General features: G+C 60.3%; 19 protein-coding genes. 14 read left to right on the top strand and 5 right to left on the bottom strand.

Going from position 1 to position 20,868, the window contains the following annotated elements; genetic code table 11:
- The first annotated feature begins 74 nt into the window (after positions 1-74).
- The 7 genes from N8H71_RS17630 to N8H71_RS17600 all read left to right on the top strand — a co-directional run bounded on the left by N8H71_RS17630 (position 75) and on the right by N8H71_RS17600 (position 8,255).
- Positions 75-1,334, top strand: coding sequence for an AGE family epimerase/isomerase (locus tag N8H71_RS17630; RefSeq protein ID WP_262194970.1), 1,260 nt, complete (start codon positions 75-77; stop codon positions 1,332-1,334).
- Between the two features lie 117 nt (positions 1,335-1,451).
- Positions 1,452-2,753, top strand: a complete 1,302-nt coding sequence (locus N8H71_RS17625; protein WP_007951167.1) for an ABC transporter substrate-binding protein — start codon at positions 1,452-1,454, stop codon at positions 2,751-2,753.
- Between the two features lie 142 nt (positions 2,754-2,895).
- The gene (locus tag N8H71_RS17620) at positions 2,896-3,804 is read left to right on the top strand and encodes a carbohydrate ABC transporter permease (RefSeq protein WP_085697145.1); all 909 of its coding nucleotides are present in this window, start codon (positions 2,896-2,898) and stop codon (positions 3,802-3,804) included.
- On the top strand, positions 3,797-4,642 hold the full coding sequence (locus tag N8H71_RS17615; protein WP_007951164.1) for a carbohydrate ABC transporter permease: 846 nt from the start codon (positions 3,797-3,799) through the stop codon (positions 4,640-4,642). Before N8H71_RS17620 ends, N8H71_RS17615 begins: the two co-directional genes overlap by 8 nt.
- A gap of 2 nt (positions 4,643-4,644) precedes the next feature.
- Entirely contained in the window at positions 4,645-5,805 is a 1,161-nt protein-coding gene (locus N8H71_RS17610; protein ID WP_262194969.1) for an ABC transporter ATP-binding protein, read from the top strand.
- 132 nt (positions 5,806-5,937) lie between these two features.
- Complete coding sequence (locus tag N8H71_RS17605) at positions 5,938-7,284, top strand: carbohydrate porin (protein WP_262194968.1); 1,347 nt, start codon at positions 5,938-5,940, stop codon at positions 7,282-7,284.
- Between the two features lie 116 nt (positions 7,285-7,400).
- Positions 7,401-8,255: a D-hexose-6-phosphate mutarotase gene (locus tag N8H71_RS17600; RefSeq protein WP_102687270.1), complete on the top strand. Its 855-nt coding sequence runs from the start codon at positions 7,401-7,403 to the stop codon at positions 8,253-8,255.
- 119 nt (positions 8,256-8,374) lie between these two features.
- Here the strand turns inward: N8H71_RS17600 and N8H71_RS17595 are convergent, their stop codons facing one another.
- Entirely contained in the window at positions 8,375-9,235 is an 861-nt protein-coding gene (locus N8H71_RS17595; RefSeq protein WP_169842436.1) for a MurR/RpiR family transcriptional regulator, read from the bottom strand.
- A gap of 226 nt (positions 9,236-9,461) precedes the next feature.
- Between N8H71_RS17595 and zwf the strand changes: the two genes are divergently transcribed.
- From zwf to N8H71_RS17575, 4 genes are all read left to right on the top strand, one after another.
- Positions 9,462-10,928, top strand: a complete 1,467-nt coding sequence (gene zwf, locus N8H71_RS17590; protein WP_007951158.1) for a glucose-6-phosphate dehydrogenase — start codon at positions 9,462-9,464, stop codon at positions 10,926-10,928.
- Positions 10,915-11,628, top strand: coding sequence for a 6-phosphogluconolactonase (pgl, locus tag N8H71_RS17585; RefSeq protein ID WP_064383725.1), 714 nt, complete (start codon positions 10,915-10,917; stop codon positions 11,626-11,628). The genes zwf and pgl overlap by 14 nt, the downstream gene beginning before the upstream one ends.
- A gap of 17 nt (positions 11,629-11,645) precedes the next feature.
- Positions 11,646-12,311, top strand: coding sequence for a bifunctional 4-hydroxy-2-oxoglutarate aldolase/2-dehydro-3-deoxy-phosphogluconate aldolase (locus N8H71_RS17580; protein WP_011335602.1), 666 nt, complete (start codon positions 11,646-11,648; stop codon positions 12,309-12,311).
- Positions 12,312-12,485: 174 nt separating this feature from the next.
- Positions 12,486-13,202 carry an intradiol ring-cleavage dioxygenase gene (locus N8H71_RS17575; protein ID WP_262194966.1) on the top strand — a complete coding sequence of 239 codons (717 nt, stop codon included), beginning with the start codon at positions 12,486-12,488 and terminating at the stop codon, positions 13,200-13,202.
- On the opposite strand, the gene N8H71_RS17570 is transcribed toward N8H71_RS17575, so the two are convergent.
- Together N8H71_RS17570 and N8H71_RS17565 are read right to left on the bottom strand one after the other, a co-directional pair.
- Positions 13,199-14,380, bottom strand: a complete 1,182-nt coding sequence (locus N8H71_RS17570) for an aminotransferase class V-fold PLP-dependent enzyme (protein ID WP_262194965.1) — start codon at positions 14,378-14,380, stop codon at positions 13,199-13,201. The genes N8H71_RS17575 and N8H71_RS17570 overlap by 4 nt on opposite strands.
- Before the next feature lie 25 nt (positions 14,381-14,405).
- Positions 14,406-14,642 (bottom strand): DUF3820 family protein, encoded by a 237-nt coding sequence (locus N8H71_RS17565; RefSeq protein ID WP_003213031.1) that lies wholly within the window; start codon positions 14,640-14,642, stop codon positions 14,406-14,408.
- Positions 14,643-14,847: 205 nt separating this feature from the next.
- Here N8H71_RS17565 and N8H71_RS17560 point away from each other — a divergent pair, with 205 nt between their 5' ends.
- Entirely contained in the window at positions 14,848-15,315 is a 468-nt protein-coding gene (locus N8H71_RS17560) for a PA2169 family four-helix-bundle protein (RefSeq protein WP_129395188.1), read from the top strand.
- Between the two features lie 70 nt (positions 15,316-15,385).
- Here N8H71_RS17560 and N8H71_RS17555 read toward each other — a convergent pair whose 3' ends face one another.
- Complete coding sequence (locus N8H71_RS17555) at positions 15,386-15,856, bottom strand: MaoC family dehydratase (RefSeq protein WP_003227420.1); 471 nt, start codon at positions 15,854-15,856, stop codon at positions 15,386-15,388.
- A gap of 42 nt (positions 15,857-15,898) precedes the next feature.
- Positions 15,899-16,843 carry an alpha/beta hydrolase gene (locus N8H71_RS17550; RefSeq protein WP_262194964.1) on the bottom strand — a complete coding sequence of 315 codons (945 nt, stop codon included), beginning with the start codon at positions 16,841-16,843 and terminating at the stop codon, positions 15,899-15,901.
- Between the two features lie 248 nt (positions 16,844-17,091).
- On the opposite strand from N8H71_RS17550, the gene fadD2 reads away from it, so the two are divergent.
- On the top strand, positions 17,092-18,780 hold the full coding sequence (gene fadD2, locus N8H71_RS17545) for a long-chain-fatty-acid--CoA ligase FadD2 (RefSeq protein WP_085745177.1): 1,689 nt from the start codon (positions 17,092-17,094) through the stop codon (positions 18,778-18,780).
- A 344-nt stretch (positions 18,781-19,124) separates the two neighbouring features.
- The gene (gene fadD1, locus N8H71_RS17540) at positions 19,125-20,822 is read left to right on the top strand and encodes a long-chain-fatty-acid--CoA ligase FadD1 (protein ID WP_085606558.1); all 1,698 of its coding nucleotides are present in this window, start codon (positions 19,125-19,127) and stop codon (positions 20,820-20,822) included.
- Positions 20,823-20,868 lie beyond the last annotated feature (46 nt).

Here is a 20,868-nt window from a genome sequence, read left to right as displayed (position 1 = left end):
GCCCCCTTCGTTACAAGCCCCTCCCGGCCCGTTGTTTAGACTGCCCGCAGTCATAACAACAAAAAAGGCCACCCATGGATCACTTCAATCCGGGCTTCAGCAGTTGGCTGAGCGCCCCTGCCCACCAGCAATGGCTCGCCGATGAAGGCCTTCGCCTGCTGGCGTTTGCCAAGGCGTCACGGTTGCCTGAAGGCTTCGGCAATCTCGATGAGCGCGGCCAGCTTCAGGCCGGCGCGCAAGCCGAAACCATGAACACCGCGCGCATGACCCACAGCTTCGCCATGGCCCACATTCAGGGCCTGCCTGGATTCGCCGAGCTGGTCGACCACGGCATTGCGGCCCTGCGCGGCCCGTTGCGCGATGCGCTGCACGGCGGCTGGTTCGCTGTCGCCGAACACCGTGACGGCAACACCGGCAAGAACGCCTATCTGCACGCCTTCGTCGCCCTCGCGGCGAGTTCCGCGGTGGTCGCGCAACGCCCTGGTGCGCAGGCGTTGCTGGATGACGCCATCGACATCATCGACACCTATTTCTGGAGCGAAGAAGAGGGCGCCATGCGCGAATTCTTCAATCGCGACTGGCGCGAAGAAGAAGCCTATCGCGGCGCCAACAGCAACATGCACGCCACCGAAGCCTTCCTCGCGCTGGCCGATGTCACCGAAGACCCGCGCTGGCTGGTACGTGCGCAGCGCATCGTCGAGCGGGTGATTCACGGGCACGCCGCCGCCAACGATTACCTGGTGATCGAGCATTTCGACCGCGACTGGCAGCCGCTGCGCGAATACAACCATGACAATCCCGCTGACGGTTTCCGTCCCTACGGCACGACACCGGGCCATGGTTTCGAGTGGGCGCGGCTGTTACTGCACCTCGAAGCAGCGCGGGTCCAGGCCGGCATGCTCACGCCAGGCTGGCTGGCCACTGACGCGCAAAAGCTGTTCGAGAACAACTGCCGGTATGGCTGGGACGTCGATGGTGCGCCGGGCATCGTCTATACCCTCGACTGGAACAACAAAGCCGTCGTACGCCATCGCCTGCACTGGACGCACGCCGAGGCCAGCGCTGCCGCCAGTGCCTTGCTCAAACGCACCGGCGATGTGCAGTACGAAACCTGGTATCGCCTGTTCTGGGAATTTTGCGAAACGCATTTCATCGACCGCTGCGACGGCAGCTGGCACCACGAACTCGATCCGCAAAACCGCCCAAGTGCCGATATCTGGGCGGGTAAACCGGATCTGTATCACGCCTGGCAGGCCGTGCTGATTCCGCGTCTGCCGCTGGCGCCGAGTATGGCCAGTGCTCTGGCACACCTGTCCCGAAGCGTTCCTGTGTAACCATGTGGTGACATTCGCGCGTCCCTTCGTTACCTGCGAGGGAAACGCTCTGTTTAAACTCGTGTGCAGCGCAAGCACCAGACTTGCATGCATAACAACAAGAAAGGTACATCTCAGATGAATGCGATTTCTCGCCTCGCTACTGTCATTTCTGTCGCCTCCCTGTTCCCGCTCGCTGTGCTGCCCCTGAGTGTTTCCGCTGCCGAATCCAAAGGTTCGGTGGAAGTCGTGCATTGGTGGACGTCCGGTGGCGAAAAAGCTGCCGTCGATGTGCTCAAGGCACAAGTCGAGAAAGACGGTTTCACCTGGAAAGACGGCGCTGTCGCCGGCGGTGGCGGTGCGACTGCCATGACCGTGCTGAAAAGCCGCGCGGTAGCTGGCAACCCGCCGGGCGTTGCCCAGATCAAAGGCCCGGACATCCAGGAATGGGCGTCGACCGGCCTGCTCGACACTGACGTCCTGAAAGACGTTTCCAAGTCCGAGAAGTGGGACAGCCTGCTCGACAAGAAAGTCTCCGACACTGTGAAGTTCGAAGGTGATTACGTGGCCGTACCGGTGAACATTCACCGCGTGAACTGGCTGTGGATCAACCCGGAAGTCTTCAAGAAAGCCGGTATCGAAAAAGCCCCGACCACCCTCGAAGAATTCTACGCCGCCGGCGACAAACTGAAAGCTGCGGGCTTCATCCCGCTGGCTCACGGCGGTCAGCCATGGCAGGACAGCACCGTGTTCGAAGCGGTCGTGTTGTCGGTGATGGGCGTTGATGGTTACAAGAAAGCCCTGGTCGACCTGGACAACGCTGCCCTGACCGGCCCGGAAATGGTCAAGGCCCTGACCGAGCTGAAGAAAGTCGCGACCTACATGGACCAGGACGGCAAAGGCCAGGACTGGAACCTGGAAGCGGCCAAGGTCATCAACGGCAAGGCCGGCATGCAGATCATGGGTGACTGGGCCAAGTCCGAATGGACCGCCGCCAAGAAAGTCGCCGGCAAGGACTACGAGTGCGTAGCGTTCCCGGGCACCGACAAGGCGTTCACCTACAACATCGACTCGCTGGCCGTGTTCAAGCAGAAGGACGCGGGCACCGCGGCCGGTCAGCAGGACATCGCCAAAGTCGTGCTGGGTGAAAACTTCCAGAAAGTCTTCAGCATCAACAAGGGCTCGATCCCGGTGCGTAACGACATGCTCGCCGACATGGGCAAGTACGGTTTCGATTCCTGCGCCCAGACCGCTGCCAAGGACTTCCTGGCAGACGCCAAGAACGGTGGCCTGCAACCGAGCATGGCGCACAACATGGCGACTACGCTGGCCGTGCAGGGTGCGTTCTTTGATGTCGTGACCAACTACATCAACGACCCGAAAGCCGACCCGGCCGACGCTGCCAAGAAACTCGGCACCGCCATCAAGGCTGCCAAGTAATGCTTGGCCTGTAGGAACGAGCCTGCTCGCGATAGCGGACTGTCAGCCACCGAAAGTGTGAACTGACACAACGCATTCGCCAGCAGGCTGGCTCCCACAGGGATCGCATCCGTAATTCTTAATCCTTCTACTGGATCTTCCCATGAGTTCTGTTGCTGTGTTCAGCAAGGCCTCGCCGTTCGACGCATTGCAGCGCTGGCTACCGAAACTGGTGCTGGCGCCGAGCATGTTCATCGTTCTGGTGGGCTTCTATGGCTATATCCTCTGGACGTTTGTCCTGTCGTTCACCACGTCGACCTTCCTGCCGAACTACAAGTGGGCAGGCCTGGCGCAATACGCGCGGTTGTTCGACAACGATCGCTGGTGGGTGGCGAGCAAGAACCTGGCCGTGTTCGGCGGCATGTTCATCGGCATCACCCTCGTAATCGGCGTGACACTGGCGATTTTCCTCGACCAGAAAATCCGTCGCGAAGGCTTTATCCGCACCATTTACCTGTACCCGATGGCGCTCTCGATGATCGTCACCGGTACTGCGTGGAAATGGCTGCTCAACCCGGGCATGGGCCTGGACAAATTGCTGCGGGACTGGGGCTGGGAAGGCTTCCGTCTCGACTGGCTGATCGACCCGGATCGCGTGGTGTATTGCCTGGTGATCGCGGCGGTCTGGCAAGCCTCGGGCTTCATCATGGCGATGTTCCTCGCCGGTCTGCGTGGCGTCGATCAATCGATCATCCGTGCCGCCCAGATCGACGGCGCGAGCATGCCGCGCATCTACTGGAAGGTGGTGCTGCCAAGCCTGCGTCCGGTGTTCTTCAGTGCGGTGATGATCCTGGCGCACATCGCGATCAAGAGCTTCGACCTGGTGGCGGCCATGACGGCCGGCGGCCCGGGTTATTCCTCCGATTTGCCGGCGATGTTCATGTACTCGTTCACCTTCAGTCGTGGGCAGATGGGCATGGGCTCGGCCAGTGCAATCCTGATGCTCGGTGCGATCCTCGCGATCATCGTGCCTTACCTGTACTCCGAGCTGAGGACCAAGCGTCATGACTAGTCTCGCCTCCAAACCGGCCATCAGCCTGAGTCGCATCGCGATCTACGCGGTGCTGATCCTCGCGGTCCTGCTGTATCTGGTACCGCTGGTGGTCATGCTGCTGACCAGCTTCAAGACCCCGGAAGACATCTCCACCGGCAACCTGCTGAGCTGGCCGACCGTGGTCAGCGGCATCGGCTGGGTGAAAGCCTGGGCCACCGTTGACGGCTACTTCTGGAACTCGATCAAGATCACCGTTCCGGCCGTGATCATCTCCACCGCCATCGGTGCGTTGAACGGGTATGTGCTGTCGTTCTGGCGCTTCCGCGGTTCGCAGCTGTTCTTCGGTCTGTTGCTGTTCGGCTGCTTCCTGCCGTTCCAGACCGTGCTGCTGCCGGCGTCGTTCACCCTCGGCAAGATGGGCCTGGCGAGCACCACCACGGGCCTGGTGTTCATCCATGTGGTCTACGGCCTGGCGTTCACCACGCTGTTTTTCCGTAACTACTACGTGAGCATTCCGGATGCGCTGATCAAGGCGGCGCGTCTCGATGGTGCGGGGTTCTTCACGATCTTCCGCCAGATCATCCTGCCGATGTCGACGCCGATCATCATGGTCTGCCTGATCTGGCAGTTCACCCAGATCTGGAACGACTTCCTGTTCGGCGTGGTGTTCTCCAGCGGTGATTCGCAACCGATCACGGTGGCGCTGAACAACCTGGTCAACACCAGCACCGGGGCCAAGGAATACAACGTGGATATGGCGGCGGCGATGATCGCCGGGCTGCCGACCCTGCTGGTCTATGTGGTCGCAGGCAAGTATTTCGTGCGCGGGCTGACGGCCGGCGCAGTCAAGGGGTAATCATGGCTACGCTCGAACTTCGCAATGTAAACAAGACCTACGGTGCCGGCCTGCCGGACACCCTGAAGAACATCGAACTGTCGATCAAGGACGGTGAGTTCCTGATTCTCGTCGGGCCTTCGGGCTGCGGCAAGTCGACCCTGATGAACTGCATCGCCGGCCTGGAAACCATCACCGGCGGCGCGATCATGATCGGTGACCAGGACGTCAGCGGCATGAGCCCGAAAGATCGCGACATCGCCATGGTGTTCCAGTCCTACGCGCTGTACCCGACCATGAGCGTGCGCGAGAACATCGAGTTCGGTCTGAAGATCCGCAAGATGAGCCAGTCGGCCATCGACGAAGAAGTCGCCCGCGTGGCCAAGCTGCTGCAGATCGAGCACCTGCTCAATCGCAAGCCGGGCCAGCTCTCCGGCGGTCAGCAACAGCGCGTGGCGATGGGCCGCGCCCTGGCGCGTCGGCCGAAGATTTATCTGTTCGACGAGCCGCTGTCCAACCTCGACGCCAAGCTGCGCGTCGAGATGCGCACCGAAATGAAACTGATGCACCAGCGCCTGAAAACGACCACGGTCTACGTGACCCACGACCAGATCGAAGCAATGACCCTGGGCGACAAAGTGGCGGTGATGAAGGATGGGATCATCCAGCAGTTCGGTACGCCGAAAGAGATCTACAACGACCCGGCCAATCTGTTCGTGGCGAGCTTCATCGGTTCGCCGCCAATGAACTTCATCCCGCTGCGCCTGCAACGCAAGGACGGCCGTCTGGTGGCGCTGCTCGACAGCGGCCAAGCCCGCTGCGAATTGCCGATGGCGATGCAGGACGCCGGTCTCGAAGACCGCGAAGTGATCCTCGGCCTGCGTCCGGAGCAGATTGCGCTGGCGAACGGCGAGGGCAGCGGCCTGCCGAGCATCAAGGCTGAAGTGCAGGTCACCGAACCGACCGGTCCGGACACCCTGGTGTTCGTCAACCTCAACGACACCAAGGTCTGCTGCCGCCTGGCGCCGGACGTGGCGCCGCAGGTGGGCGAAACCCTGACCCTGCAATTCGATCCGTCGAAAGTGCTGCTGTTCGACGCCAAGTCCGGCGAGCGCCTGGGGGTTGCGGGCCTGCCGAAGACCGAGTCGCACAGCGCAAACGTGGCCCAGTTCAAGGGTCGCTGATCAACAAATGCGGGAGCGGGCTCGCCCGTTTCCGCAGGGAGCACGCGGTGCGTGGCCTGTCGCGCGCCGCATCAGATGTAAACCGCGTTAGATAAGAAGAACAGTTAATAACAATAAAACGAGGATGTAGGGATGAAGAAGAACAACAACGCTCAGCGAATCGGCCAGTTGTCAGCGGTTGCGGCAATGATGCTGGCCGGTAGCGTCCACGCAGCTGACGCGTTCAGCTCCGATTCGGAGTGGATGACCGGGGACTGGGGTGGTGAACGTACCAAGCTGATCGAGCAGGGTATCGACATCAAGATGGACTACGTCGGTGAGGTGGGCGGCAACCTTCACGGCGGTTTCAACGACGACAAGACGGCGCGTTACTCCGACCAGTTCGGTCTGGGCGTAGCGCTGGACCTGCAAAAGCTGTGGGGCTGGGACAACACCCAGGCCAAGATCCAGCTGACCAACCGTAATGGCGAAAACATTTCCAACGACCGCGTTGGCGATCCGCGTGCCGGCACTCTGAGCTCCTCGCAGGAAGTCTACGGTCGTGGTCACATGGTGCGTCTGACCCAGTTGTGGATCAAACACCAGTTCTTCGACAACAAACTCGACGTCAAGGCCGGTTACTTCGGTGAAGGCGAAGACTTCAACACCTTCCCGTGCGAGTTCCAGAACCTGGCGTTCTGCGGTTCGCAAGTGGGTAACTGGGCAACCAACATCTGGTACAACTGGCCGGTCAGCCAGGCGGCCATTCGCGTCAAATACAACATCAACGACGAGCTGTATGCGCAGATCGGTGCGTACAACCAGAACCCGTCGCAACTGGAACACGGCAACGGCTTCAAGCTGAGCGGCAGCGGCACCAAAGGCACCGTATTGCCAGTGGAACTGGTCTGGTCGCCTAACCCGAACAGCCTGCCGGGCGAATATCGTGTCGGTTACTACAAGAGCACGGCCGATGCCGACGACGTTCGCGAAGACGTCAACGGTTTCGATGCGGCAACCACCGGTGATGCCTACCGTACCCACAGCAGCAAGCACGGTTACTGGTTCGTTGCACAGCAACAGCTCACCAGCCACAACGGTGACAAGAGCCGTGGTCTGAGCATCGCTGCCAACGCCACGTTCCACGACAAGGACACTAACTTCATCGACAACTACCAGTCCGTGATGTTTGTGTACAAAGGTCTGTTCGATGCACGTCCGAAGGATGACTTCGGTATCGGTGCTGCACGCATTCACGTCAACAATGACGTGAAGAAAAACGCCGAACTGCTCAACGTCTCCAACGGTGTTTCGGACTACGACAATCCGGTGTTCTCGCCGATTCGTGAAACCGAATACAACTACGAGATCAACTACGGCTTCCACGTGACCAACTGGCTGACCGTGCGCCCGAACCTGCAATACATCACTCATCCGGGCGGTGTGGATGAAGTGGATAACGCTTTGGTCGCTGGCCTGAAAATTCAGTCTACGTTCTGACGCGTCTGCGATAAGCTCCTCTCTATGTGCGCATATTTGCGGACAGCCCAGGCTGTCCGCTTTTTTTTGGAAAGGGGTGTCGCAGCCCATGAAAGTTGATTCTGGAACCGTGGCCCATGCATGAGCATCCGCTGCAACGCTTCTTCAAATCCCTGCGCGAACGACCGGTGTTCGCCTGGGAGCGCTATCAGATGCGCGATGTGCTGGTGATCGATCATCCGCTGTGTCAGGCGGTGTTCAGTCGTCAGGGTGCGCAGTTGCTGCACTTTCAGCCACGCGGGCAAAAACCGTGGTTGTGGTGCGCGGCGAAGTGGCCGCATGTCGGCGCGATTCGCGGCGGCGTGCCGGTGTGCTGGCCGTGGTATGGCCGCCACCCGAGCGAAAACGCGTGGCCGTCCCATGGCTGGGCGCGACTGCTGGACTGGAAACTGCTCGACAGCAGCACCGGCGATGACGGCGTGCGCCTGCATTGGCAATTGCAGTTGTGCGACTGGCAGGTGGACCTGCACGCGCACCTGGGCGAACGCATGGAATTGCGCCTGAGCACCGAGCATCAGGACGACATGCCGTGTCAGTTGAGCCAGGCTTTGCACGCTTACTGGCGTATTGGTGATGTGAGTGAGATAGCGCTGTCTGGGCTCGAAGGGGCGCAGGGTTACGACCAGTTGAACCGTGAGGTTTGCCAGCAGGAAGGCGAGTTGCGGGTTGATGGTGGCTGTCAGCGAGTGTTCCAGCACGACGGTGAATTGCAGCTCAAGGATCACGCCTGGCAGCGCGAGTTGTGCATCGATACCGGTGACAGTGCGGACACCGTGGTGTGGCACCCGGGGGCGCGGCCGTTGCTGGGCGTGACTTGGGATGAGATCTCGGAATTTGTCTGTGTCGAAGCGGCGGCGGGCGGGACCGACAGTCTGCATCTGGCGCCGGGGGAGAAGGCGCATTTGAGTTTGCAGGCATGGGCTGGCGCTTAGATCTTTGATGAAGCTTGCGGCCCCATCGCGAGCAGGCTCGCTCCCACAGGGAAATACATTCCAAATGTGGGAGCGAGCCTGCTCGCGAAGAGGGTGGATCAGTCAGCCGGGATTCAGGATCAATTGAACTCGTCACCCACCGGATACCGGCTCGCATTCAAACTCTCTTTGATCTTGCGCAGATGCGGCTGGAAATCGACTCCACGACGCAAGGTCATGCCGGTCGCCAGCACATCCAGCACGGTCAACTGAATGATCCGCGAGGTCATCGGCATGTAGATGTCGGTGTCTTCCGGCAGTGGAATGTTCAGGCTCAGCGTACTGGCCTTGGCCAGCGGCGAATTCTCTGCTGTCAGGCCGAGTACCGAAGCGCCGTTCTCCCGGGCGATGCGCGCCACTTCCACCAGTTCGCGGGTGCGGCCGGTGTAGGAAATGATCACGAACAGCTCGCCGGTGTGCGCCACCGAAGCAATCATCCGTTGCATCAGCACATCGGCATGGGCAGTGACCGCCAGGTTGAAGCGGAAGAACTTGTGCTGCGCATCCAGCGCCACCGGAGCCGAAGCCCCGAGGCCGAAGAAGTGGATCTGCCGGGCCTGGATCAACAGGTCGACGGCGCGGCTGATCAGGTTCGGGTCCAGCGCCTGGCAAGCGCTGTCCAGCGACGCGATCGCACTGCCGAAAATCTTCTGCGTGTAAGCCTCGGGATTGTCGTCGGCTTCTACTGCGCGGCTGACATACGCCGCACCGCTGGCCAGGCTCTGGGCCAGTTGCAGCTTGAGTTCGGGGTAGCCGCTGACGCCGAACGAACGGCAGAAACGGTTGACCGTCGGTTCACTGACCGACGCCGCCTGGGCGAGGGCGGCGATGCTGAAGCGGGTGGCCTGCTGTGGGTTGAGCAGGATCACTTCGGCGACTTTGCGTTCGGCCTTGTTCAGCTCTTCAAGGCGACTCTGGATCTGTTCCAGTAAATTTCGCACGCGGTCCATAAGAATTCCTAGATTCACCGGCGCCGATAAGCGCGCGGCTATGCAAATTGGGCCTTTGATGTGGCCCGTGACGGTGGCCTATCCTACTGATGGCTCCGACCGACCACCACTCGGAATCTGTATTTTGCGAAAATGTTGTGGTTATTACTACATTTTCCCTTGAGTGATGCCTTGAAAAAAGGTATTTGTAGCTTAACTTGATAAAAGAACAAACATCATGCCTTCGATTACGGTTGAACCGTGCACCTTCGCCTTGTTCGGCGCCTTGGGCGATCTGGCCCTGCGCAAGCTGTTTCCTGCCCTTTATCACCTTGACGGCGCCGGCCTGCTGCACGAGGACACGCGCATTATCGCACTGGCCCGTGAGGCGGGCACCGAGCAGCAGCACCTGGCGTTCATCGCCGCCGAGCTGCGCCGTTACGTGGGTAAAGAGCTGGACGAGGCGGTGGCCGAGCGCTTTCTGGCACGCCTGACCTACCTGCACGTCGACTTCCTCAAGGCTGAAGATTATGTGGCGCTGGCCGAACTGGCCGGCAGCACGCAACGCATGATTGCCTACTTCGCCACTCCGGCGGCGGTGTACGGTGCGATCTGCGAGAACCTGGCGAAAGTCGGTCTGGCGGAAAATACCCGCGTGGTGCTGGAAAAACCGATCGGCTCCGACCTGGAATCCTCGCGCAAGGTCAACGACGCCGTGGCGCAGTTCTTCCCGGAGAACCGCACCTACCGCATCGACCACTACCTGGGCAAAGAAACCGTCCAGAACCTGATCGCCCTGCGTTTCGCCAACAGCCTGTTCGAAACCCAGTGGAACCAGAACTACATCTCCCACGTGGAAATCACCGTGGCCGAGAAGGTCGGTATCGAAGGCCGTTGGGGTTACTTCGACAAGGCCGGTCAGCTGCGGGACATGATTCAGAACCACCTGCTGCAACTGCTCTGCCTGATCGCCATGGACCCGCCGGCCGACCTGTCCGCCGACAGCATCCGCGACGAGAAGGTCAAGGTGCTCAAGGCTCTGGCGCCGATCAGTCCGGAAGGCCTGACCACGCAAGTGGTGCGCGGCCAGTACATCGCCGGGCACAGCGAAGGCAAATCCGTGCCGGGCTACCTTGAAGAGCCGAATTCCAACGCCCAGAGCGACACCGAAACCTTCGTCGCCCTGCGTGCCGACATCCGCAACTGGCGCTGGGCCGGCGTGCCGTTCTACCTGCGCACCGGCAAGCGCATGCCGCAGAAACTGTCGCAGATCGTCATCCACTTCAAGGAACCGTCGCACTACATTTTCGCCCCCGAGCAGCGCCTGCAGATCAGCAACAAACTGATCATCCGCCTGCAACCGGACGAAGGCATTTCCTTGCGCGTGATGACCAAGGAGCAAGGCCTGGACAAGGGCATGCAACTGCGCAGCGGCCCGCTGCAACTGAATTTTTCCGACACCTGGCGCAGCGCTCGGATCCCCGATGCCTACGAGCGGTTGTTGCTGGAAGTGATGAACGGCAATCAGAACCTGTTTGTCCGTAAAGATGAAATCGAAGCCGCGTGGAAATGGTGTGACCAGTTGATCGCCGGGTGGAAAAAATCCGGTGACGCGCCCAAGCCGTATGCGGCCGGGTCGTGGGGGCCGATGAGCTCCATTGCATTGATCACGCGGGACGGGAGGTCGTGGTATGGCGATATCTGATGTGAAACTGCCCGAGGGCGTGAATGCCCACGAATTCAAGAGCCCGGTGCTGCTCGCCGAGGGCCTGGCGCTGAATGTCGCCAAACAGTTGAGCGAAGCACTGGCAGCGCGCGGCAACGCCGTGCTGGTGGTGTCCGGCGGTCGCAGTCCGGTGGCGTTTTTCCAGCACCTGGCCAAGCAGGAACTGGACTGGTCGAAGGTCGTCGTGACCCTCGCCGACGAACGCTGGGTGCCGGTCGAACACGCCGACAGCAACGCCGGTCTGCTCAAGCAGTACCTGCTCAAGGGGCCGGCGGCGAAGGCACAGTTCCTCAGCCTTTACAGCGCGGCGGCCAACGTCGAGCAGGCTGCGGAGCAGGCCGATCGTTTGCTCGCCGAGTTGCCGCCCATCGACGTGCTGGTACTGGGCATGGGCGATGACGGCCACACCGCGTCGCTGTTCCCGGACAGCCCGAACCTGGCCGAAGCCCTGCAAGCCGACGGCACCCGTCGCTGCTGGCCGATGCTCGCGCCAAGCGTGCCGCGTCAGCGCCTGACCATGAGTCGCGCCCTGCTGGCCTCGGCCCGGCACAAGATACTGTCGATTTCCGGTCAGTCGAAACTGACCACCCTGAATGCCGCACTGGCATCCAACGACGTCGCCGCCATGCCGGTTCGCGCGTTTCTGCAACCTACGTTAGAGATTTACTGGTGCCCATGAGCCAAGGAACAGCCGCTATGACAACCCCATCCCCGACCGTTTCCATGGCGGACAAAGTTGCCCTGATCGACAGCCTCTGCGCCAAGGCGCGGATCCTGCCGGTGATCACCATCGCCCGTGAACAGGACGTGCTGCCGCTGGCCGACGCCCTGGCCGCCGGTGGTCTGACCGCGCTGGAAGTGACCCTGCGTTCGCAGTTCGGCCTCAAGGCGATCCAGATCCTGCGCGAACAGCGCCCGGAACTGGTGACCGGTGCTGGCACCGTGCTCGACCGCAACATGCTGGCCGCGGCCGAAGCGGCCGGTTCGCAATTCATCGTCACCCCGGGCATCACTCGTGACCTGCTGGAAGCCAGCGTTGAGAGCCCGATCCCGCTGCTGCCGGGCATCAGCAATGCCTCCGGCATCATGGAAGGCTATGGCCTGGGTTATCGCCGCTTCAAGCTGTTCCCGGCTGAAGTCAGCGGTGGTGTGGCGGCAATCAAGGCACTCGGCGGCCCGTTCGGCGAAGTGAAGTTCTGCCCGACCGGCGGGGTCGGCCCTGCCAACATCAAGAGCTACATGGCGCTGAAAAACGTCATGTGCGTGGGCGGTAGCTGGATGCTTGATCCTGAGTGGATCAAGAACGGCGACTGGGCCCGCATTCAGGAATGCACCGCCGAAGCGTTGGCGCTGCTGGACTGATCTTTACCCGACACTTCGTTGTGTGTTCTACGGCTTTACGGTGCGCTTGGTCGGTGCACCGTTTTTTTTGTCTGAAGAAAAAGTGAAGCGGGACATCGCGCGATACACAGTTACCGCACGACGGTGGGGCCGTGACGTTAACCTGCGTTCATCTTATGGAAGAGAGAACGTGTCATGGATAACCAGTCTTCAACTTCATCGGTGTATCAGTTGGCCCCCGAGCAAGTCGCCGGGCCTTACTTTCGTAATCCGAAACTGCTGCGCCGCAACATCAGCGAAGGCACCGATGGGTTGCCTTTGCTGCTACGCCTGACCATCGTCGATGCCATGACGGCCGAGCCGGTCAGCGGTGCGCTGGTGGACATCTGGCATTGCAACGCGCGTGGCGCCTATTCGGGCTGGAGTCGGATCAATCCGGATCTGGAAGTCGACGTCGAGGACATCGGTTCGATCCCGCGCACCGACGATGACACCTATCTGCGCGGCGGCCAGTTCAGCGACCACAAGGGCAGGGTCCGCTTCACCACGATCTATCCGGGTTTTTACGCGGGACGCGCGCTGCACATTCATGTGGCGGTGCGCATCGTCTCAGGCAACGAGTACCTTGAGGAACGTAATGTGGCGTGGGTCGGGCAGCTGTATTTCCCGGAGGTCGTTTCCCGTGGCGTGCTTAATGCCAAGGCCTATCGCGGGCGCGGCTCGCTGCCGCTGTGCAACGCCCAGGACAGCTATTACACCGATATGGGCGGAGACGCTTCGACCTTGACTGTCTGGCCGATCGGTCGCGAATCCCACGAAGACGGTTACTTCGGTCACCTCACGATCGGCATCGACACCTTTGCGGTGTCGTCGCAGATCAAGCCCGAGGACTTCGACAAGTACACGGTTTAACGCAGTTCGTTCAGCGCCTGAACCAACTGTTGGATTTCCGCCGCCGTGGTGGTCAGAGACGGCGTGACTCGGATGCACGGCCCGCAGGCTGCGCCGTTGCGCACCACGGTGAACAGGTTGTAGTCGTTGAGCAGGCGTTCGACCATCGCCTGCTGATCGGTATGCCGGGTAAAACGCATCGAGGTAATGCCGCAATACAGACGCGGATCGTCCGGGGTCGTGACTTCGATGCCCGGCAGGTTACGCACGGCGCTGACCCACAGGTTGCGCAGGTAATTCACCCGCGCGCCTTTGGCCGCCGCGCCACCCAGTGAACGGTGTTCCTCGAACACCAAAGGCAGTGTCATCAACGCCGGAATGTTCGGTGTGCTGTAGGGCGTGCGTGAGCGGATATCGCCAGCCGAAAAATGCATCTCGCCCATGTCCGGGTCAATGTCGGCCAGACGCTGCGGAGCAATGTAGAGAAAACCGAGGGTCAGCGGCGAGCCGATCCACTTGTGCAGGTTGTAACCGGCGAAGGCGATGCCCAGTGCTTCCAGGTCGAACTCGATCTGACCAAGGGCATGGGCACCATCAAGGATGATATCGACGCCGTGTTCCTTGGCCAGCGTGGCGATGGCCTGCACCGGCATCACCAGCCCGGTGCGGTGGGTGACGTGAGTCAAGGCCATCAACTTGAGCTTCGGATAGCGGATGAAAGCTTCGCGGTACGTGGCCAGCAGGCTGTCGAAAGTGGCCGGGTGGGCATGCTCGATCTCGATCACCTCGACCCCGCGATGCTTTCCCAGCCAGCGCATGGCGCCCTTGACCGTGTCGTATTCCAGATCGCAGATCAGCACCTGGTCGCCAGGCTGCAGGCGGTTGTAGTTGCGGATCAGCGATTGCAGGCCGGCAGTGGCGTTGTGGGTGAACGCTACGCTTTGCGCGCGTACGCCGATCAGCTCGGCCAGTTGCGCGCGGATGTCGAGGCTGTCGTGCTGTTCGAAACGCTGGCGCACGTAGATCGAGTTGCTGTTGTTGATCAGCTCGATGTTGCGCTGGTACTCCTCGACCACGGTGCGCGACATGCGCCCGAAATAGCCGTTTTCCAGGTTCACTGGGCCGGGGTGGCGGTCGTAACGGTCGGCAAAGGTTTGCCAGAAGGCTTCGTCTCGGGCGCGGCGGGTGTTATCGGGCATGGTCGCCTCGGATCAGTATGACGCCTCAGTGGCGCGGGGCGGGCTTGCCGTGTTTGGCGCGCAACGGTTCGAGCAGTTCCGACAGGCCGTTGTGATCGATTTCCTGCATCAGCGCCAACAGGCCTCCGAGTTCGCCGTGGGGAAAACCTTCCCGAGCGAACCAGTTCAGGTACGGGCCAGGGAGGTCGGCGATGATCCGTCCCTTGTACTTGCCGAAGGGCATTTCGCGGGTGATCAGCAGTTCGAGCTTTTCAGGGTTCATCGTTGGAATCGTCTGGCTTTGAAAACACTTCGGAAAATACAGGCATTCTGCATGCAGGCCAAATGACAGATCATGCAAATAACAGGCATACAGATTCTCGTTGTATTTGTAACTTATTGAAAATTAAAGATTAAATTCTTTGAGAGAAGCTGGCACGACCGCTGCAACACTCCTTGCATCTTTCACCCACGCAAGGAATTGAAAAATGACTGACATGAATAAAGAAGCCATCTCCGTCCTCAACGACCTGATCGAAACCAGCAAGGACGGTCAGGAAGGGTTCAAGACCTGCGCTGAAGACATCAAGCATCCGGAACTGAAAACCCTGTTCGTAACCCGCTCTGCTGACTGCGCCACTGCGGCGGCCGAGTTGCAAGCGGCGGTGCGTTCGATGGGCGGCGATCCGGAAACCTCGACCAGTGTCAGCGGTGATTTGCACCGTCGCTGGGTCGACGTCAAAGCCATGTTCACCGGCAAGGACGAAGAAGCCGTGCTCAACGAAGCCGAGCGCGGTGAAGATCACGCCCTGAAGGCTTACCGTGAAGCGATCGAGAAGATCAACAAGCACAACCTGGTCGGCATTCGTGATCTGGTCGAACGCCAGTACCACGGCGTGCAACGCAATCACGATCAGGTGAAGGCACTGCGTAACCAGGCTCGCGCACGCTCGTAAGCGTTCGAGGCCCACAAAAAAACGCCAGATGGTCTGGCGTTTTTTTGTGTCCGGATTTAACCGAGGACGATCAGCCGATGCTGATGGCCGGCAAGGTCGGCAGGGTAACGGTCTGTTGCTTGCGCGGCGCCAGGATCTCGGCCTCGCCGTCCACCACCAGCTCATCGCGCTGGTTGAACACGCGAGTGGCAATGCGCACACGGAATTTCGGCAGTTTCTCGAGGATTTCCAGGCGCACGGTCAGGGTGTCGCCAATCTTCACCGGCTTCTGGAAACTCATCTGCTGGCCAATATAGATAGTGCCCGGCCCAGGCAGCTCGCAAGCCACTGCCGCACTGATCAGCGCGCCGCTGAACATGCCGTGGGCGATGCGTTCCTTGAACATGCTGGCAGCGGCGAACTCGGCGTCCAGGTGTACCGGGTTGTGGTCACCGGACATCGCGGCGAACAGCTGAATGTCGCGTTCCTCGACAGTCTTGCTGTAGCTCGCGGTCTGGCCCACTTCGAGGGCTTCGTAAGGGATGTTGGTAACCTGGGTCATGGGTCTGAATTCCTGTGACGGATGAAATGAATCCACAAAAAATTATTCGCTGCGGTGCGGCCGGCGATGGCTCAGGGCCTGGTCGATCCAGGCCAGTACATCGGCGGTCACTTCGTCGCGGTTGCTCTCGTTGAACAATTCGTGCCGCGCCTGCGGGTAGATCTTGAGTTGCAGGTTCTGGCTGCCGGCCGCGCGCAAGGCGTTGGCCAGATCAGTCAGACGCTTGCCTTCGCTCACCGGATCACATTCGCCGCCGATCACCAGCAGCGGCAGGCCCGGATCGATCTGGGCGAGATTGGACGCTTTGCTGATTTGCTGCAACCCGCCGAGCAGGTCGATCCACAGTTGATTGGTGCAGCGAAAGCCACACAGCGGGTCGGTGGCGTACTTGTCGACCTCGGCCGGGTCGCGACTCAGCCAGTCGAACGCGGTGCGCGCCGGTTTGAATTTATTGTTGAACGAGCCGAACGACAGCCATTCGATCAGTGCGCTGCGGCCTTTGGCGCCCTGGCGCAGCTTTTCGAAACGGGCGATCTGCCGGGCCGCTCGGTACAGCGCAACCGGCTGGAAATTCGAGCCGCTGAGAATCGCACCATGCAGGCTGGCGCTGTGATGCAGTAAATAAGCCTGGGCAATGTAACTGCCCATGCTGTGCCCGAGCAGCACGATCGGCACCCTCGGATGACGCTGGCCCAGGAACTGGTTGAGGCTCGCGATATCGCCAACCACCTTGCACCAGCCATCGTCATCGGCGAAATGCCCGAGCGTCCCATGATCGGCAGTTTTGCCATGGCCGCGCTGATCGGGTGCGTACACACCGTAGCCTTCGGCGCAGAACGCTTCTGCCAGTCGTGCGTAACGGGCGCTGTGTTCCGCCATGCCGTGGGCCAGCAGAATCACCGCCTTCAGCGGCGCGTTCGGCAGCCACTGGTTGACGAAGAGGCGGCTGCGGTCACTCGCGTCCAGCCAGAAGGTGTCGTGGATCATGGCGATTCCTTTTGCGGCCTGTTTTTGCTCAAGCGTCTTGCAGAGGTTGCATTGTATAGCGCGTCCGATCTGCTCACGCCACGGCAGGAAGATTCACACGATCAATGACGACCTTGCCCATATTTGCCTGATTGACCATAGCTGCTAGTGTCCGTGAAGCCCCGCTTTTTGCTCTCGGCTTTTTCAGGGACAGAAAGAAATGACAGCGAAGCGGCCCCGGATCGGCTCAGGTAAAGAGGACAAGAACAATGCAACCTGATTTCTGGAATGACAAACGCCCGGCGGGCGTACCCCTGGACATCGACGCGGGTGAATTCAAGTCGGTGATCGAGGTGTTCGAGCGTTCCTGCAAGAAATTCGCTGATCGCCCGGCGTTCAGCAACATGGGCGTGACCCTGACCTACGCCGAGCTGGAGCGCCAGAGCGCCGCGTTCGCCGGTTATCTGCAAGCCCACACCGATCTGGCACCGGGGGATCGCATCGCGGTGCAGATGCCCAACGTCCTGCATTATCCGATTGCCGTGTTCGGTGCCCTCCGTGCCGGGCTGATCGTGGTCAACACCAACCCGCTGTACACCGCGCGCGAGATGCGTCACCAGTTCAAGGACTCCGGCGCCCGGGCGCTGGTGTACCTGAACATGTTCGGCCAGAAGGTTCAGGAAGTGCTGCCGGACACCGACATTCAATACCTGATCGAAGCGAAGATGGGTGACCTGATGCCCACCGCCAAGGGCTGGCTGGTCAACACCGTGGTCAGCAAAGTGAAGAAAATGGTCCCGGCGTACTCGCTGCCCCAGGCGATTTCCTTCAAAAGCGCGTTGCGCATGGGCCGGGGCCTGGGCATCAAGCCACTGAAGGTCGGTCTGGACGACATCGCTGTCCTGCAATACACCGGCGGCACCACCGGCCTGGCCAAGGGCGCGATGCTCACCCACGGCAATCTGGTTGCCAACATGCAGCAGGTGCGCGCCTGTCTCGGCCAGTTCGGCAGCGACGGCCAGCCGCTGCTGCGCGAAGGTCAGGAAGTGATGATCGCGCCGCTGCCGCTGTACCACATCTATGCCTTCACCGCGAATTGCATGTGCATGATGGTGTCGGGCAACCACAACGTGCTGATCACCAACCCGCGTGACATCGGCGGCTTCATCAAGGAGCTGAAGAACTGGAAGTTCTCGGCGCTGCTGGGGCTCAACACGCTGTTTGTCGCGCTGATGGATCATCCGGACTTCAAGACCCTGGATTTCTCCACCCTCAAGCTCACCAACTCCGGCGGTACTGCGCTGGTCAAGGCCACCGCCGAGCGTTGGGAGCAGATCACCGGTTGCCGGATCACCGAAGGCTATGGCCTGACCGAAACCTCGCCGGTGGCCTGCACCAACCCGTATGGCGAGCTGTCGCGGATCGGCACGGTCGGTCTGCCGGTGCCAGGCACCCGGTTGAAAGTCATCAATGACGATGGCGTCGAGCAGCCTCTGGGCGAGCGCGGTGAGCTGTGCATCAAGGGCCCGCAGATCATGAAGGGCTACTGGCAGAAACCCGAGGCCACGGCCGAGGTGCTGGATGCCGAGGGCTGGTTCAAGTCCGGCGACATCGCGGTGATCGATCCGGACGGGTTCGTGCGTATTGTCGACCGCAAGAAAGACATGATCATCGTCTCCGGTTTCAACGTGTACCCGAATGAAATCGAAGACGTGGTGATGGCTCACCCGAAAGTCGCCAACTGCGCGGTGATCGGCGTGCCGGACGAACGTTCCGGCGAGGCGGTAAAGTTGTTTGTGGTGGCGCGGGAAACCGGCGTGAGCCTGGAAGAGCTGAAGGCCTACTGCAAAGAGAATTTCACGGCGTACAAGGTGCCGAAACACATTGTGCTGCGTGAGTCGTTGCCGATGACGCCTGTCGGGAAAATCCTGCGGAGGGAGTTGCGCGATATCGCATAAATAGACCGCGCTTAGCGCAATCGCGAGCAGGCTCGCTCCCACAGGGTTATCGATGATCCTGTGGGAGCGAGCCTGCTCGCGATTTTTGTTTCAGGACCCCGAAAACCGGGACTTTCAAGGTGTTATAGGATTTTTGCTCTAAAATGACTGCCAGTAGTTCTTGAGTCATGAAAATGACTGTAGGGGCCGCTTTTGGCTCTAGTCGACCCTTGGCAAAGCTGCTACTCTCGGCGCGCTTTGTGACTTCTCGGCCTTGTAAAAAGCCAGACTCACCAATAAACAAACACCAATAATAATCGCATCAAATGCGGTGCTGAATTCGCGTTGCTGAGGAGTGGGCTTCCATGATCGAAGACTTTTGGAAGGATAAGTACCCCGCTGGAATTGCTGCCGACATCAATCCAGACGAGTACCCGAATATTCAGGCAGTGTTGAAGCAATCCTGCCAACGCTTCGCCGACAAACCGGCGTTCAGCAACCTGGGCAAGACCATCACCTACGGTGAACTGTACGAATTGTCCGGTGCGTTTGCCGCTTATCTGCAACAGCATACCGATTTGCAGCCCGGTGATCGAATCGCCGTGCAACTGCCCAATGTGTTGCAGTACCCGGTCGCCGTCTTCGGTGCCATCCGTGCCGGGCTGATCGTGGTCAATACCAACCCGCTGTACACCGCGCGGGAAATGGAACACCAATTCAACGACTCGGGTGCCAAGGCGCTGGTGTGCCTGGCGAACATGGCGCACCTGGCCGAAGCCGTGGTGCCGAAAACCGGCGTCAAACACGTCATCGTCACCGAAGTCGCAGACTTGCTGCCGCCGATCAAGCGCCTGCTGATCAACAGCGTCATCAAGTACGTGAAGAAAATGGTCCCGGCCTATCACCTGCCAAAAGCCGTCAAGTTCAACGACGTGCTGAGCAAGGGCCAGGGTCAGCCGGTTGCCGAAGCCAACCCGGACAGCGGCGATGTCGCAGTGCTGCAATACACCGGCGGCACCACCGGCGTGGCCAAGGGCGCGATGCTCACCCATCGCAACCTTGTCGCCAACATGCTGCAGTGCAAGGCGCTGATGGGCTCCAACCTCAATGAAGGTTGCGAGATCCTGATCACCCCGCTGCCGCTGTATCACATCTATGCGTTCACCTTTCATTGCATGGCGATGATGCTGATCGGCAACCACAACATCCTGATCAGCAACCCGCGCGACCTGCCGGCGATGGTCAAGGAACTGTCGAAGTGGAAGTTCAGCGGTTTCGTCGGCCTCAACACGCTGTTCGTGGCCCTGTGCAACAACGAAGGTTTCCGCAAGCTGGATTTCTCGGCGCTGAAAGTCACCCTGTCCGGCGGCATGGCCCTGCAACTGGCCGCGGCCGAGCGCTGGAAAGCAGTCACCGGTTGCCCGATCTGCGAAGGTTACGGCATGACCGAAACCAGCCCGGTGGCCACGGTCAACCCGATCCAGAACATCCAGATCGGCACCATCGGCATTCCGGTGCCATCGACCCTGTGCAAAGTCATCGACGATGCCGGTGTCGAGCAGCCGCTGGGTGAAATCGGTGAGCTGTGCGTCAAGGGCCCGCAAGTGATGAAGGGTTACTGGCAGCGTCAGGAAGCCACCGACGAGATGCTCGACAGCGAAGGCTGGCTGAAGACCGGTGACATCGCGCTGATCCAGCCGGACGGCTACATGCGCATCGTCGATCGCAAGAAAGACATGATTCTGGTCTCCGGTTTCAACGTGTACCCGAACGAGCTGGAAGACGTGCTGGCGGCCTTGCCGGGCGTGTTGCAGTGCGCGGCCATCGGTATTCCGGACGAAAAATCCGGCGAGGCGATCAAGATCTTCATCGTCGCCAAACCGGGCGTCACGCTGACCAAGGAACAGGTGATGGAGCACATGCGCGCCAACGTCACCGGCTACAAGGTGCCGCGTTCGGTGGAGTTCCGCGATGCGCTGCCGACCACCAACGTCGGCAAGATCCTGCGTCGCGAACTGCGCGACGAAGAGCTGAAGAAGATCAAGGCGAAAAGCGCCGCATAAAACAAAGCCCCGCAGATGCGGGGCTTTTTGTTGGTGCAGGGCTTCA

Source organism: Pseudomonas koreensis (genome assembly GCF_025447595.1).
Classification (GTDB): Bacteria; Pseudomonadota; Gammaproteobacteria; order Pseudomonadales; family Pseudomonadaceae; genus Aquipseudomonas; species Aquipseudomonas koreensis_H.
The sequence above is the reverse complement of the archived record's forward strand: the minus strand, read 5'-3'. Positions and strand labels throughout refer to the sequence as shown.

Coding starts and splice junctions, on each gene's coding strand:
- N8H71_RS17605 (WP_262194968.1), top strand. CDS start 5,938: ATGAAGAAGAACAACAACGCTCAGCGAATCGGCCAGTTGTCAGCGGTT.
- N8H71_RS17560 (WP_129395188.1), top strand. CDS start 14,848: ATGACTGACATGAATAAAGAAGCCATCTCCGTCCTCAACGACCTGATC.
- N8H71_RS17620 (WP_085697145.1), top strand. CDS start 2,896: ATGAGTTCTGTTGCTGTGTTCAGCAAGGCCTCGCCGTTCGACGCATTG.
- N8H71_RS17610 (WP_262194969.1), top strand. CDS start 4,645: ATGGCTACGCTCGAACTTCGCAATGTAAACAAGACCTACGGTGCCGGC.
- N8H71_RS17630 (WP_262194970.1), top strand. CDS start 75: ATGGATCACTTCAATCCGGGCTTCAGCAGTTGGCTGAGCGCCCCTGCC.
- N8H71_RS17555 (WP_003227420.1), bottom strand. CDS start 15,856: ATGACCCAGGTTACCAACATCCCTTACGAAGCCCTCGAAGTGGGCCAG.
- fadD1 (WP_085606558.1), top strand. CDS start 19,125: ATGATCGAAGACTTTTGGAAGGATAAGTACCCCGCTGGAATTGCTGCC.
- zwf (WP_007951158.1), top strand. CDS start 9,462: ATGCCTTCGATTACGGTTGAACCGTGCACCTTCGCCTTGTTCGGCGCC.
- N8H71_RS17565 (WP_003213031.1), bottom strand. CDS start 14,642: ATGAACCCTGAAAAGCTCGAACTGCTGATCACCCGCGAAATGCCCTTC.
- N8H71_RS17550 (WP_262194964.1), bottom strand. CDS start 16,843: ATGATCCACGACACCTTCTGGCTGGACGCGAGTGACCGCAGCCGCCTC.
- N8H71_RS17600 (WP_102687270.1), top strand. CDS start 7,401: ATGCATGAGCATCCGCTGCAACGCTTCTTCAAATCCCTGCGCGAACGA.
- N8H71_RS17575 (WP_262194966.1), top strand. CDS start 12,486: ATGGATAACCAGTCTTCAACTTCATCGGTGTATCAGTTGGCCCCCGAG.
- fadD2 (WP_085745177.1), top strand. CDS start 17,092: ATGCAACCTGATTTCTGGAATGACAAACGCCCGGCGGGCGTACCCCTG.
- N8H71_RS17625 (WP_007951167.1), top strand. CDS start 1,452: ATGAATGCGATTTCTCGCCTCGCTACTGTCATTTCTGTCGCCTCCCTG.
- pgl (WP_064383725.1), top strand. CDS start 10,915: ATGGCGATATCTGATGTGAAACTGCCCGAGGGCGTGAATGCCCACGAA.
- N8H71_RS17615 (WP_007951164.1), top strand. CDS start 3,797: ATGACTAGTCTCGCCTCCAAACCGGCCATCAGCCTGAGTCGCATCGCG.
- N8H71_RS17570 (WP_262194965.1), bottom strand. CDS start 14,380: ATGCCCGATAACACCCGCCGCGCCCGAGACGAAGCCTTCTGGCAAACC.
- N8H71_RS17580 (WP_011335602.1), top strand. CDS start 11,646: ATGACAACCCCATCCCCGACCGTTTCCATGGCGGACAAAGTTGCCCTG.